This window comes from Novosphingobium oxfordense (assembly GCF_044029435.1).
In the GTDB taxonomy this organism is placed as follows: domain Bacteria; phylum Pseudomonadota; class Alphaproteobacteria; order Sphingomonadales; family Sphingomonadaceae; genus Novosphingobium.
Map to the genome: position 1 here is coordinate 1,012,655 of NZ_CP147008.1, position 13,727 is coordinate 1,026,381.

General features: G+C 59.5%; 13 protein-coding genes. 6 read left to right on the top strand and 7 right to left on the bottom strand.

Features of this window, described 5'->3' with window-relative positions; translation table 11 throughout:
* Positions 1-82: 82 nt before the first annotated feature.
* Positions 83-2,329, bottom strand: a complete 2,247-nt coding sequence (locus tag WBP07_RS27290; RefSeq protein ID WP_395398146.1) for a TonB-dependent receptor — start codon at positions 2,327-2,329, stop codon at positions 83-85.
* 575 nt (positions 2,330-2,904) lie between these two features.
* On the opposite strand from WBP07_RS27290, the gene WBP07_RS27295 reads away from it, so the two are divergent.
* Genes WBP07_RS27295 through WBP07_RS27305 form a run of 3 tightly spaced genes read left to right on the top strand, consistent with a single transcriptional unit; the run spans position 2,905 to position 5,251 of the window.
* Entirely contained in the window at positions 2,905-4,146 is a 1,242-nt protein-coding gene (locus WBP07_RS27295; protein ID WP_159831189.1) for an acyl-CoA dehydrogenase family protein, read from the top strand.
* Between the two features lie 22 nt (positions 4,147-4,168).
* Positions 4,169-4,537: a hypothetical protein gene (locus WBP07_RS27300; RefSeq protein WP_395335218.1), complete on the top strand. Its 369-nt coding sequence runs from the start codon at positions 4,169-4,171 to the stop codon at positions 4,535-4,537.
* 6 nt (positions 4,538-4,543) lie between these two features.
* Positions 4,544-5,251 carry a TetR/AcrR family transcriptional regulator gene (locus WBP07_RS27305; protein WP_133085066.1) on the top strand — a complete coding sequence of 236 codons (708 nt, stop codon included), beginning with the start codon at positions 4,544-4,546 and terminating at the stop codon, positions 5,249-5,251.
* A gap of 353 nt (positions 5,252-5,604) precedes the next feature.
* Here the strand turns inward: WBP07_RS27305 and WBP07_RS27310 are convergent, their stop codons facing one another.
* The 3 genes from WBP07_RS27310 to WBP07_RS27320 are packed head-to-tail and all read right to left on the bottom strand — an operon-like array spanning position 5,605 to position 8,783.
* Positions 5,605-6,684 (bottom strand): LLM class flavin-dependent oxidoreductase, encoded by a 1,080-nt coding sequence (locus tag WBP07_RS27310; protein ID WP_395335215.1) that lies wholly within the window; start codon positions 6,682-6,684, stop codon positions 5,605-5,607.
* 60 nt (positions 6,685-6,744) lie between these two features.
* Positions 6,745-7,830, bottom strand: a complete 1,086-nt coding sequence (locus WBP07_RS27315; RefSeq protein WP_236549395.1) for an aromatic ring-hydroxylating dioxygenase subunit alpha — start codon at positions 7,828-7,830, stop codon at positions 6,745-6,747.
* Positions 7,831-7,844: 14 nt separating this feature from the next.
* Positions 7,845-8,783 (bottom strand): Rieske 2Fe-2S domain-containing protein, encoded by a 939-nt coding sequence (locus WBP07_RS27320; protein WP_395335209.1) that lies wholly within the window; start codon positions 8,781-8,783, stop codon positions 7,845-7,847.
* 80 nt (positions 8,784-8,863) lie between these two features.
* Between WBP07_RS27320 and WBP07_RS27325 the strand changes: the two genes are divergently transcribed.
* A complete protein-coding gene (locus tag WBP07_RS27325) occupies positions 8,864-9,517 on the top strand; it encodes a TetR/AcrR family transcriptional regulator (RefSeq protein WP_236549394.1) in 654 nt (217 codons plus the stop codon).
* Between the two features lie 25 nt (positions 9,518-9,542).
* Here the strand turns inward: WBP07_RS27325 and WBP07_RS27330 are convergent, their stop codons facing one another.
* The 3 genes from WBP07_RS27330 to WBP07_RS27340 all read right to left on the bottom strand — a co-directional run bounded on the left by WBP07_RS27330 (position 9,543) and on the right by WBP07_RS27340 (position 11,787).
* Entirely contained in the window at positions 9,543-10,010 is a 468-nt protein-coding gene (locus WBP07_RS27330) for an ester cyclase (RefSeq protein ID WP_395398147.1), read from the bottom strand.
* Between the two features lie 78 nt (positions 10,011-10,088).
* Complete coding sequence (locus WBP07_RS27335; RefSeq protein WP_133085071.1) at positions 10,089-10,406, bottom strand: 2Fe-2S iron-sulfur cluster-binding protein; 318 nt, start codon at positions 10,404-10,406, stop codon at positions 10,089-10,091.
* Positions 10,407-10,497: 91 nt separating this feature from the next.
* Positions 10,498-11,787: a sulfotransferase family protein gene (locus WBP07_RS27340; RefSeq protein WP_395335203.1), complete on the bottom strand. Its 1,290-nt coding sequence runs from the start codon at positions 11,785-11,787 to the stop codon at positions 10,498-10,500.
* Between the two features lie 148 nt (positions 11,788-11,935).
* Between WBP07_RS27340 and WBP07_RS27345 the strand changes: the two genes are divergently transcribed.
* The gene (locus tag WBP07_RS27345; protein ID WP_133085073.1) at positions 11,936-12,805 is read left to right on the top strand and encodes an AraC family transcriptional regulator; all 870 of its coding nucleotides are present in this window, start codon (positions 11,936-11,938) and stop codon (positions 12,803-12,805) included.
* A 119-nt stretch (positions 12,806-12,924) separates the two neighbouring features.
* Positions 12,925-13,710 carry an SDR family NAD(P)-dependent oxidoreductase gene (locus WBP07_RS27350; RefSeq protein ID WP_133085074.1) on the top strand — a complete coding sequence of 262 codons (786 nt, stop codon included), beginning with the start codon at positions 12,925-12,927 and terminating at the stop codon, positions 13,708-13,710.
* Positions 13,711-13,727 lie beyond the last annotated feature (17 nt).

Genomic DNA, 13,727 nt, shown 5'->3' on the forward strand with positions numbered 1-13,727 from the left:
AACGGAGCGGTCAGTCGCAGACTGACCGCTCCCCACAAGATTACCTGATCGGCTCCGCGGATAACGCGGAGCCGAATTGATTTCAGAACTGGACCTTGGCAACGACCCCGTAAGTGCGCGGATCGCCTACAGCTACCGAATTGACCGGGAAGCTCTTGAGCAGGACATCCGCAGCCGCGAAATATCGCTCCTTGGTCAGATTGCGGACGAAGAAGCTGAGATCGACGCCAGTATGAGCGATGTTCTCCCAGTCCAGGCGCATGTTGACGAGATTGTAGCCTGGCAGCTTTTCACCATATTGACCACCGAAGTCCGCAGTCATGAACAGGTCACCGCTCAGCACCAGATCACCATCCGCCGGACGGACAGGCAAAGTCCAGTTCGCGCTGAAAGTGCCGGAAAAGGTCGGCGCGTATTTGTTTACGTCGGAAGAGGTGAAGGAAATTCCCTCCACGTCGGGCAGCGTGAGCTTGTCTACCCTCATGTGCGTATAAGCGCCGTTGAAGGAGACCGTCAGGTTTCTGCTGGGGCTGACGGCGGCATCCAGTTCCACGCCATAGATCGACAGGTCTGCGGCGTTCACGCCGAACGAACCGTTGGTGGGACTGTCCGGGGCGGAAGCGGGAATCAATGTTTGCGCGTTCAGAAATTGCAACGCGTTTTTATACTTGCTGTAATAGGCTGCTGTGTTGATGTGACCGTGGGCACCGGCGATGTTGAACGTCCATTTCTCGCCGATCTCGATATCGGTAAGCGTCTCTTTCCCGGTTTTCTGGAATGGCCGCAAATCAACGCATTGACCCGAGCCGGATCCGCAGGCGGGGTCGGTTCCCCCGGTCGTAAAACGCGTTTCGAACAGCGGCGTGTTTACATTGACACCGCGGTAGCCGCGACGGCTTACCACATAAAGCAGGAGGTCAGGCGCGGCCTTCCAATCCGCACCAATCGTCCAACTGGGCGCGGAGCCGCGATTGGATACCACGCCGATGCCGTCGGGAAGATTGAGCTCTGCAAGCGACCGGCAGGTCGAATCCTCGGCATAGGAAGTTCCGATGGCGCCGCCGCAAGCCGACACACGGTCCCAGCTGTAGCGCAGGCCGGCGTTGAGCGTGACGGCGTCCGTCACCTTGTAGGAGATCTGTCCGAACGCAGCGTAGTTGGTGTTCCTGACATTGGCGGTGACGACTGCGGCAGGTGTTCCGGGCGTGGTGAATGCGGAGAATGTCGAACCGGAGGGACCATCGGGTGTGTCATGGCTATAGAAGCCGCCGACAATGAAATTGAATCGGTCGAAGCTGCCAAGGAACTGCACTTCGTCGGTCAGATACTGGCGCTGAATCAGCGCAGCCGCATGGAATACTGTGAAGGGAACATCCACCGGACTGCCCAGTGCGGCGCCCGGCAGGTACATTGGGCCGAGAGCAGAAGTGTTGATCAATTGGTCGCTGCGATTCTTGCGATAACCGAAAATGTTTCGCAGCGTGAATTGGCCGAAACTTGCGGATGTGTCGTTCGAAATGCCCCAGTTGCGACGATTGGCCCGGCCGGATCCCGAATCGTCCGTGAAAGCACCGTAGAAATTCTGCTTCTGCAACGCGAGATACTGCGCTGTCTGAGCATCAAGGGAAGCGCCGATCAGTGACCCCGCAGCCGCGCCGACCGACGGGGCGAACAGGTCCGTAAAGCTGAAGTTCTGGCGAAGCAGATAATACCCTGAAGCAGATTCCCTGGCTTTGAAGTAGTCGAAAATGGTCGTGCTCTTCAGCCAGTCGGCGGGCGTGAAGAGTACCGAGGCTCGTGCGCTGTCCTGACGGACGTCATTGAACCCATCGCCGCCGGTGATCGAATATGTCATCGGATCGCGCCGTCTGATCTGTCCTGCAACGCGGATGGCCAGAACGTCCGCGATGACCGGGACATTGAGGGCGCCCTGAACTTCGCGATAGTCGTAATTGCCGTAAGTCCCCTGCAGATAGCCGCCAAAGTCCTGGCCAGGTGATTGCGGGGATATCAGAACTGCACCGCCAAGGGTGTTGCGGCCGAACAAAGTGCCCTGCGGGCCCTTGAGGACCTGGATGTTGCCGATATCGAACGTCGGCACGTTCGAGCCGAGCGAGGCAAGGGGCACGTTCGCGAAATAGGTAACTACACCGGGCGTGACTTCGCCAGTCGGTATCTGCCCGATCCCGCGAAGTGAAACCGAGGTGTTGTCCTTGCCGCCCTCCGAACTGAATGTAAGACCGGGCGAGATAGTCCGAATATCGGCAATCGTCTGGACGCTGCTACGTTCAAGGGCGGTATCGGAGAATGCTACGACCGATACAGGCACGTCCTGAAGCCGCTCCTCACGCCGCCGCGCTGTGACGACGATCTCGCCGGTCAGGGACGGGGCGGCGGAGGACTGCGCTTCAGCGGTCTGGTCGGGCGTGGGCGGGCCATCGGCGGCCCATGCCTGAACAGGAAGCACGCTCATTGCACAGAGCCCGGTCCCCGCTACGATGCGGACGAATTTAGTTTTCATGTATCGCCTCCCACTTGCGTCCGGCTTCTTGCGCCGCGCGTAGATATTCCCCGCTGCTAAAGAACGGGCAGACGGCGGGAGCTATAGAGATCTATCTCGTTTCGATTCCTATCTTCGGAGGGGGCGAGGCCCAAATTGGTTTCGGTTTTTCTGGCGCAAGGATCTGCCTTCGAAACAAGCAGATTCTGGTCGGTGACGAACATTGAGCAGAACGTCGCTTTGCTGGCTTTCGCTCAGTCTCGGCACTTCGCGCTTCACGGAATATCGGCATTCTTCCCCGTCGAGGTTATGCGCGGCGAGAATTCTTAGCCCGTTCTTGACAACGCTGTTTGCAAATCGCCTGAAATTGAATAATGACGAATTTGTCATTATAGGAGACAGGGATGCAAATCGGCAAGTTTGACACTGGCAAATTGACTGTCGCCTGCGTCGAGAATCCTGTGAACGCGGCTCGCGCATTACGCCCATTGCTCGCAGCAAATGCCGACAGATGCGAAAAGGAACGCCGCATCGTCGCGCCGGTGATAGAGGCTTTGCGCAACTCCGGCTTGTTTCACATTACTGCACCCCGGCGCGCTGGAGGGCCGGGGCATAAACTGATCACCCATATTGAAACGGTGGCGGAACTCGCTCGTGCCTGCCCGGGCACCGGCTGGGCCTACGGTTTGCTGAGCGGAATAACCGGTACTGCTCTTGGATTAGGGCCGTCGATGACAGAGCTGCTTTTTCGTCATGGGGGTGAACTGTTCTGCAGCGCATCGGCGCCCAGCGGCAACGCGACGGGAGTACCCGGCGGTTACCTCGTCTCGGGACGGTGGGGATACGGTTCCGGATGCCTTCATGCCGATTGGGCGCTGAACGGCATCATGCTTGATACAGCGGTTGGCGCGCAGCCAGCCATGGCATTCTTGGACCTTCATGATCCGGCATGTTCCATCGAGGACAACTGGCATGTTGCAGGTATGGCCGGCTCGGGGAGCAACATGATCGTTGCCGAAAACGTGTTCGTGCCGGAAGAGTTGATCCTGAAACCCAGTGATACACCTCCACCAGAAGTGCTCCTCGAGATGGAAGGTCTCGAGGCGCGGGACCGCTGGCCGATGGAGCCGTTGTTCCCGCTGGGCGTGTTGGCGCCGATGCTCGGCGCAGCAATGGCGATGCTGGAGCACGTAGTAGAGGTGATGGACCGGCGGCCGGTCGTAGGCTGGACTTTTACCACTCAGACTGCCTCCGAAGCCTTGATCGGAATGACAGGACGCGCGGCAATGGAAATCGACTCGGCCTGGCTGCACGTCCGTCAAGCTGCCGCGATGCTGGACGAGGCGGCACAGCAACGGGTCTTGACTGGATACGACAAGGCGCGGATCCAGGCGGACTGTGGTTATGCCATGGAACTACTGCGTGGGGCAGGCGAGCGGCTGATGGACGTGGCCGGACCTGGTGCCTTCGCGTTGTCCAATCCCTTGCAGCGCTTCTGGCGCGACCTCAGCGTGGGCACGCGCCACAACGCGCTCAATAGCCATTTGTCCCTGGAGCTTTACGGGCGGGCAATCACGGGCCGTGCATCGAACATCCGCCTCATTCCCGACATCGGGCCGGTGCCTGTCCTTTCAAACGACCGATAACCCTTTCACCACAGGAGAGAAAATGATGCCCATTCCAACACCTCAGGCAATCGCGACCTTCCTCAAAGAGCAAGCCGAGATGTTCACCGCCGGGCGGCTCGACGATTTTCTGGCGGCGTTCAGGGCTATCGCGCCTGGAGGGTTTAGGGTGCAGGATCCAGCAACAGGTCCGATCCAGGAAGGGTGGGACAAGCTGGAGGCACTATGCCGTGAATATGCGGGCTGGAAGCTTTTCGTGGAAGATGTGAAAGTCAGCGGCAACGAAGCCGTAATCTACGTCCGCAACGAAGGGGAATATCTGGGGCAAGCCATCACTGCGTATAGCATCGAACAGTATGTGTTCAGCGATGATGGCAGCCTGCTTGCGCGCTATTTCCATCCCGTGCAATAGGACAGCATGTCCTCGGTTGCCTCCCACCTTCAAGAGCCGGATCCGCGCAGCAAGGCAGCAGCGCTGCGGCGCGAGCGGATGCGGCAGAGGCTGATTGAGGCGGTACTTGAACTCTACCAGCCAGGCCAGGCCGCGCAGCATGTCCTCATCGACGACGTGATCAAGCTGGCGGACGTCTCGCGTGGGAGTTTCTACAAGTATTTCGAATCCATCGATGCGGTAGTCGAGGAGTTGGCAGAGGCGATGACGGTGGGCATGATCGCCGATTATCGCCGCTTGTTCGAGGATATTTCTGATCCACTGGTGCGGGCCGTGGGCGGTGCGATGATGGTGATGCTGCGCGCGCTACACGATCCGCGGTGGGGAGGCTTTACCTGCCGCATCGACTTTGTGGATTATTTTGCGCGCGAGCGAGCGTTTGACCTCATGGTTCGCGATGCGCTGGAGGGTGCCAGGGATGGTGGCCAGATAATGTTCACATCGGCGGACGCCGCCGTAGACCTCATCGTGGGAATGACTGTCGAAGCTCGGCGGCGCCTCGTTCGCGGAATAAGCGATCCGCATGACTATATGGACGAGATGATCCGATGCACATTCTGCGGGCTGGCGGCAGCCCCCGACGTAGTGGCTCTCGCATGCGAGCAAGTACGGTTTCGCATTTTCCAGGAGGCAACCGAGTTGGACTGGTGGTCAAGTTCGATCGCACATGGGTGATCTGCCTTATTCGATCGCCGTCGGCCGTTCTTGAACCAGGCGTTGGCGAGCCGCACATCCATTCAGTATTTTCGCGTTGAGAGTACGCTTTGCGTCGCCAAAATCCGGTCGCTCCGTCGCCGCCAGCAAACCGCAATCGAGCCTTCATCGCACCAAAGCCTGCCAATCTGATGGTCCGGATTCCGCAGCAGGCAGCGATGACAAGGTGGGCAGCGCACACATCCGCTGCGTACCATGGCCCGGTGGAACCAATTTCGCGTTTCGCCTGCACGGGCATGCGCGGGGGCAATCTTAATCCCCGACGCCGGCCCGTGGCATTCTTTCTCGACAAATGGTGCAATAGGCTACGCTGATCAGGCCGGCGCCGGAATTGCCGTGCCTGCTCGTGTCTTAGCGGCAGCGACCAATTGGAAGAGGCCTGAATTGTACTGGGTCAACTGTTCCAGCGTTAGATCGCGGTAAGGCGTCATCGGGCAAAGCGAATCGACCACCTCCCAGAAGGGTTCGATCTTCTCAAGCACCTCATCGACCGGTCCGCAGGTGACGAACGCCTCCACCATCTCGTCGGAGACATTGCCGATCACTTTTGCAATGTCTCCATGTTCGCCGAGGCTCAGTTGGCAGGCCCGTGCCTGATCTCCAAAGCCGATCGCCTCGAAGAATGGCTCATATTCCTTGTAGCCGGAATAGGCGGCAACCGTAGCCCGGCTGTCGTTGATCGCCTGCTGTTTGTCGTCGTTGACCGCGATCCAGGGCCACGCATTAATCTCGATATCCTGACGTCTGCGGCCGTGCTTTGCCAGTGTCTCATTTATGAAGGGCAATTTGCTCCTGGTATAGGCCGCAGACCAAAGGGCGTGCACCATGAGCCCGTCGCCGATTTCGAGCGCCAGCGCGGTCATCTTGTCCTGGAGCGCCGCGATCCAGATCGGAACGCGCTCGCGAACCGGCGGCGGGGTCAGCATCATTTCCTCGAAATCGGCGGTGAAGTATTCGCCCTTGATCGGATCGAGGCCCTTATGCGCATTGGCGATCACGTAACGGATGACGCCGACGCTCTCCCGCAGGTGCGTCAACAGCTTGCGTTCCGGCTCTCCGTACATGCCGGTCACGCAGCTCTTGATGCTGGAGCCAAGGCCCAGCACGAAGCGCCCTTCGGAGATTCGGTCAACTTCTATCGCCGCATAGGCCGTTTCGAGAGGACTGCGCGTGCCGACGATAGCCACGCCAGTGCCGACCTTGAGGCTACGGGTCAGTGCGGCAGTCGCCGTCATCGGAATGAACGGAGGGCCGTAAATCTGCAGAGAGAAGCAGCCTTGGAATCCGACCTGCTCCATTTGCTGGCCAATGCCGGCCATGATCGGGGCGGAAAGAGTGGGCATGACGCCCCACCAGCGGCGCTCCGCGCCAACGGCATTGACAAGCTCGGGCATGAGTACTCCGAAGATAAAAAAAGGGCGGACACTAATGTCCGCCCAAGGGGAGAGGTCAGGTCAGAACCGGAAGAGTTCGTTGCGAAGTCCGATGATCTCGCTGCAATCTGCGCTGACGTTGTCGCGATAGGCGAAATCGCCGTTGGCTTGCCGATCGGCTAACTCCATCATCGCCATGCGGTAACGCTGACCAGCCTGGTCGAACTTGCTGTGGAGGTCCTTGCGGTCGGTATGACGCATGTAGCGCGGGCTTTGCGGGGAGGTCATGTAGCTGTCCTGGCGCGAGACCTTGTAGCCAGCTTTGGGCATGACATGACGGAACATGAGCCCGGCATTGGTCGTGTTCATCACCATTTCCATGCGCGTGCGATCCCGCGTTTCGGGCGTGCACGGATGGAAAAGAGGGACGTCGTCCCCTGGGCTGAACCGGCCATAGGCGATCGCGCAGTGCGAGCGGAGGTAGATGCGAATGACCTGGCGCACGTTTTGCGTGGGCTGCCTGATGCCGCTGAAGAACTTCATTACCGGCGCGACCGACTTGTTCACGCAGGTGCGAACCATAGTGACTGTTTCGCTGTCGTAGAAGGTTTCCACTGTCTCGCTGTCCGATCGCTCATCCCCCACGACATCGGCATGAAGGAAATCGGCGTGCGTAAGGTCGATCAGGTTTTCGAGGCTGATCGGTGCAGCGCTCTCAAAGCGTACCGTCGCGGTCATGTGCCGCGGAAGTCCGCCGTCCGGCGGCAGGAACGGCAGGCTCGGAAGGTGTACCGGATCTGCTGCGAGCGGATTGCCGAACCAGACCCACACGACGCCGTAGTGCTCCATCACCGGATAGCACCCGCGGGCGTCGGTATATTCGCTCTTGTCGCGCGCTATCCGTTCGTTCGGATGGAATTCACTGGCGATCACGGTGCCGTTCTCGCGCCAGAGAAAAACCGGATAGGAATAGACCGCACGTCGGACGGGCTTGGCCGTCACAGAATAATTGTGCGCGACTGGAAACCACGTATCGCGCATGACGATATTGTGGGGCACCCAGCGATTGATCGCATTCAGCGCGATCTGACCGGAGCCGGTGCCGGTGCCGGTGCCGGAAGGGGGACTTCCGTCGTGTTCGGCGGAACGATCAGCGACTTCAAGCATCTCTAGTTTCTCCTTCAGGCCGCTTCGGTCTTGTCGCGCACGAGCGGTGTCTGTTCGAGCATTGCGCTGCGCAGGTCCTCGCCGTGCAGTGAGACGGTGGGTTTCGTGGCACGCAGCCTGGATCCGTCTACCGATGACAGTACCGAAAGCGGATTGACTCCCCGCAGAATTGCGCCGTGCAGGCCGGGTTGGCGCACGCCCAGTGCAGATCTCCAACGCACAGCCGTGACGCCCCGCGCCGAGGGAACGGGACACAGCATCGCTCGCATTAGCTCGTTGAATTGATCGTCCCGCAGGATGAGCGTGGTTTGACCGGTCTGCGGGTGCGTTCGCGTCAGCAACGTCAGCGGAAATTCCGACACAAAGTGCGATGGCCAGTGCGGCGTGCTCCACTGACAATTGCGCTCCATCACCAGCATGCCATCTTCTTCATGAAGTTCAGACATGAGATATGGCGTGAAGCGGACTCCCCTGATCTTGAGGATCAGGCTGGGATCGTCATAGAGCGCATTGAGATACTCCTGATGGCTGCAACTCACGTTTGCAGTGCCGCAGTAGTTATACTTGTCCTCGGCTATTAGTGGAACTTTCGCCTTCGGGTCCAGGCACACACGTACAAAGCCGCCTTGTTCGAACACGCCGAACGCGTTGGCCTTGTAGACCGGCGGAAACTTCTGCTGGTCCTTCATGTTCGGGATTTCCTTCAGGCGCCCGGTCTCGCCGTCATAGCTCCATCCGTGATAGCCGCACTGAATCCAGCCATTGTCGCGGATGCAGCCGAGCGAGAGAGGAGCCCTGCGGTGCGGGCAGCGATCCTCGAGCGCGCGCGCAATGCCCTGGTTATCCCGCCACAGCACGAGCGGCTGATCGCCAATATCGACCGACAGGGGCTTCTGGGAGGTCACTTCCTCGGAACGGGCTACCGCCCACCAGAGATCATTCTCGAGACTCATAACGTCTATCCACTCTCCCTTTTGATTAAATTGACGCGTGACAATTTATAAGTCAATGACTTTTGAATATGGCCTTCCAGATGCTCGATAGACCTCAGCGCGCCCGCGGCCGTCCTGCCCAGAATGCCGACCTGGCGCTGGATGAGGACAAGCTTCTGGGCCTTGCGTTCGCCACATTTGCAGAGCGCGGATACGAGGCAACGACCTTGCGCGACCTCTCGAAGCGGCTGGGCGTCAGCCACAATCTCCTGAATGTACGTTTCGGACGAAAGGAGGATCTGTGGGTCCGTGCGGTCGATTGGCGGATGGCCCAGGCCTCTCCCTTCGTTGAAATTGCTTTCGACGAGCAGGCTGACGCCGAAGTGCGTCTGCGGCACCTGGTGGAGCGGTTCTGTCTGTGGGCGGCGAGAAACGGCGACATAGTCGCGCTTACCAACGTCGAAGGTTGCCGTTCGACCTGGCGACTGGATCACATCGTCGAGCACTTCGTGCGGCCATTCCAGCGAAGGCTGGACGATCTTCTCGATGCGGTTAGGCGCCAGCGGCCCGTCCACGGCCTTTCGACGGCTGCCCTGATGGCCCTGCTTGTGCAGGGCGTTGGATACTATTTCTGCGCGGTCCCGATGCAGCAACGACTGGGCGCCGGGCATGAGGTCGACGCGGACCACGCCGACCAGCAGGCAGCCCATTTGGCCACTTTTCTGCTGGCGGCCTTGCTCCCGCCTGTCGAGTGAACAACGCGGCGGGAGCAAGTGCAAATCACTTGTAGGGGTCGACGGGCTGCGGCACGTCGATCACACCGATGTCCTTGAGCATCGAGAGAACGTCCGAAATGCTGAAGATCCTGACGATCTTTTCGTCCTTGAACTTGACGATCGAGAACCAGTTCACCTGGAACTCGTTGCCGGTCGGTTGCACGCCCATGTACGGGCCGCCTACGTGCTTGCAGTAGTGGGTCGCATAGATCCAGATCTCGTCGTCGCCCTTGCCTACCGCGTCGATGGTCTTGTAGGCGGCGGGGAAGAAGGTCTTGTACAGCGCAACCGGCGAGGTCTTCCACTGATCGTAAGTGCCAAGATCCGGCCGGTTGGGGTTTCCATACCGAAAGTCGGAATGGAAAAAGCGGTCCATGCCATCGAAGTCACCCGCGTTCAGGGTTTCCTGAAGGTCGGTCCAGTGCTTGACCATCTTCTTCTGGGCATCGGTGAGCAACGGGGAAGCGGACACGTCCAGTTGTTCGCGAATTGATTCTTTCCAGGCCACGTTTGTCCTCTCTCTCTTTCTCTGTTCAGTCTATTGGTATTATCAATCCTCGGGCGCGATAGTCACGGTAAGACCGGACAACGCATCCGTCATCATCAGCTGACACGACAGTCGTGACCTGTCGCCGCGGTGAGGCGACCCATCCAGCAAGTCGCTTTCATCCTCCGTCACCGGAGGCAGCGTCGCTGCAAACGAGGGATCGACGTAGACATGGCATGTCGCACAGGAGCAGCAGCCGCCGCAAAGAGCCAGAAGTTCGTCGAGGCCGGAATCGCGAATGGCTTCCATTACCGATGCATTCGCGGAAGCCGCGATCGTCTGCTGCGAGCCGTCACGGGTAATGACATTCAATTCAGGCATGGCATTCCTCTGCTGGAGTCTGGTCGATGCATGGCTGTTAGCGAGCGCGCCTCGGCTCACGACCTGCCGAAAGACAGGTCGGGGAAGGAAGTTACGTCACTTCAACCTCGACATCGAAGCGGTCGAAATAGAACCCGAACGGCCGGCGCAGCTCTTCCGCTGTGACAAGGAAATCTCGTTCCAGGTCGTAGACGATCTTTCCTTTCGATTGTTCGCCGTGCTCGGCGAGATAGCGATGGAGTTCAGCCAACGCTTCGTCCGTCAGCTCAACGCCTGCGATGCGATAAATCTCTCTCAGTATCCGGTCCGGGGCTTGCGTCCATTCATCGAAATAGACATCGATTGTCTGTTCCGCTGGCAGGACCTCGCGGTCCCTGACGCAGGCACGCAGCAACCTCTGATACCGATCGGGCCAGTAGCCGAGCGGTTCCGCGATATCGACGGTCTTGCGCAGCATCCGGGCAGCGTAAGTGTACATCGTAAGCTGCGAGCGGATTGAGCCGACGGGATCGCGATGGGTCAGCACGAAAGTCGCATCCGGGAATGTCTTGTAGAGGGCCGGTAGCTGTTCCATGTGCTGCGGGCACTTGATGACCCACCGATTAGGGCCGTTAAGAAACGTCAGGATTTGCATGCATTTGCGCAAATAGGCGTAGGTTCCGGACTGATCGTGGCTGAGATAGTAGTCCCGCCAGCGCGGCACGAGGGCAAGCCATTCTATGAGATAGGAGGAGAAATCGACTGCCTGCAGTTCGATGTCCTCGCTGATGTGGTCGGGCGAGAATTCGTGCATGATCGCCATGTAGGGCAGTATCGATTCCATTGTGCGCCAACCTTGTTCGGCCTTTGTCCAGCGCGGGTTGGAATCTTGGGGTGTGGGGGTTTCATCGGGCGCTGCTACTGGCGCGATTGCCTCCCACCAAGGCAGGGAACGGAACCGGCGGTCTGCCGCAAGCAGTCCCAGCAAGTGCGTCGTACCGGACCTTGGAAGGCCGGCAACAATGATCGGACTCTCGATCGGTATTTCGAGAATCTCGGGGTGTCGCTTCACGATATCCTCGACGCGCAGACGTGTTGCTGCATAGCGGATCATCATCTGGAACAGATTTGCCCGTGTCACGGCAGAGGCATTTTCGTCCTCGTCGATGGACTGGCACCAGACCGCCAGACGTTCCTGAAAGTCCTGGGCGCCGAAATCCGAAAGGCCCGTCTGCGCCATGGCGGCTGCCAGAATGACCTGCGGCTCGAACACAATATGTGCAGCGGCAGCTTCGGCGCCGGCGAGCACCTGCTTCTGGATTTCGTCGAGCACGGGATGATGAAGGTCGGTGATATCTATAACGTTGGGGTGCGTTGCCCCCTTCTGAGCGGAATCGACCATGTCACTCTCCCTTGGCCTTTGCCGCATTTAAGGAGATGGACCCTGTCCTAGGCAAGGTGATCGGGCATCGCAGCTCTGCCAAATCCTGCTTCATAACGCCAGTCGCCGTGCGCGGCGGATTTCGGGAAAGGGCGCCTGGGAGAGTTTGATGGACACCGTTTCACAAATCTACGACCTGCCAGCCACTCCGGAGATGGAGTGCAGGGTCGAAGGGCGCATCGAACTTCCTGGCGTGGTGATGGAACTCCATCGCTACCGTTTTTTCGGGCGGCAGGAAGGCATCTTCACTTCGCATCGCGGGTTTCTGGATCTTGCCTTGTCCCCGCGGCCAGGCCGTCCGCGTGGCGGCTTTGAAAGCGGCGGGGAGGGAGCGCTAGGCGAAATTATCTTCGTTCCTGAGGGAAGCAGGTTGCATACGCGCTGGGGTGACGGTGAGCAGAAATCCATCTGTTGCGGATTTGACGGAGTCGGTTTCGACCTCGCGGACGCGCGCCGTCCAACAGCCGATTTGGGTTTGGCATTGCTCGACGTTCGCAGCGCGGCGGTGCGCGCAGCTCTGAGGCGTATTGCGGGCGAAATTGCACAGCCCGGGTTTTGCAGCGAATTGCTGGTGCAGGCAATGTGGCTCGAGGCGGCTATAGAGTTGCAGCGGTATTTGCGGCTGAATACGGGCGATCGAAGCGCGCGCAGCGCACTCTCGCGCCGTCAAATGGAGCGAATTAACGAGCGGATCGAAATGCCTGGAAAGCCGCCCTCAATTGCCGAAATGGCAAAAGATTGCGGTCTTTCCACGCGTCATTTTTTCCGATCGTTCCGAGCTGCCACCGGCGAAACGCTCACCAGCTACGTCACCGAGCGCAAAATCTTCAGAGCCAAGGAGAGGCTCAGCCAGACCGAGATGGCTATCAAGGTCATCGCGTGGGAATGCGGTTTCGATAGTCCCGCGGCGTTCTCCGCCGCATTTCGCAAGGCGACCGGAGTGACCCCGCGGCAGTTCCGGGATGCCCTGATGCACTAAGGCCGTTTGGCGATGGCTTTGGCAGGGCTGCGAAAGTTCCGATTGTTGATGTGAAGGCCGCAACGGGCAATCTTTCGCCGAGCGGGCCAGACTTCAAAGCGGTCACAGGGAGATAGAGCGTGCCGGAGAACCTGTTCGACCTCAGCGGCAAAGTGGCACTGGTCACAGGGGCAAATTCCGGGCTTGGCTTCGGCTTCGCGCGGGGGCTTGCCCGTGCAGGCAGCGACATCGTGATCTGGGGACGCCGGCGGGAGAAGAACGAGGAGGCTGCTGCGGCCCTGCGCGCCTATGGAGTCCGGGTCTTTGCTGACAGTGTGGATGTGGCCAGTGAGCCGGCCATCGTCGCCGGGTTCTCACGCGCGCTCGAAGCCATGGGGCGGATCGACACGCTCGTTGCAAACGCAGGCATCGCAAGCCAGGTGCCCTTCACCGAAATGGACGTTACACGGTATCGTCAGCTGATCGACGTCAATCTCGACGGCGCGGTCTTCACGCTGCGCGAAGGTGCACGCCACATGAAGGCCCGCGCCGAGGCTGGCGATCCGGGGGGCTCCCTGATCATTTGCGGCAGCGGCTCGATCTTCCAGGGTGTGCCGACAATGGCGCATTACGGTATCGCCAAGGGGGCGCTCAATGCGCTTGCCAAGGCGCTGGCAGCGGAGCTCGGCCACTTCGGTGTGCGCTGCAATGTCATAGCGCCCGGCTTCATCGAGACGGAAATGACGTTCGCGGACCCGGAGATCGGCCGAAAGATCGCCGATATCGTCGCATCGAAAGCGCCGCTGGGAAGGGCAGGAACCCCGGCCGACCTGGAAGGCGCTGTGGTCTATCTGGCGAGCGACATGGCAGCATACCACACCGGTGACACGCTCGTCGTCGATGGCGGGAAGATGTCGGCCAACTGACCGGACGGCAGGTGCGA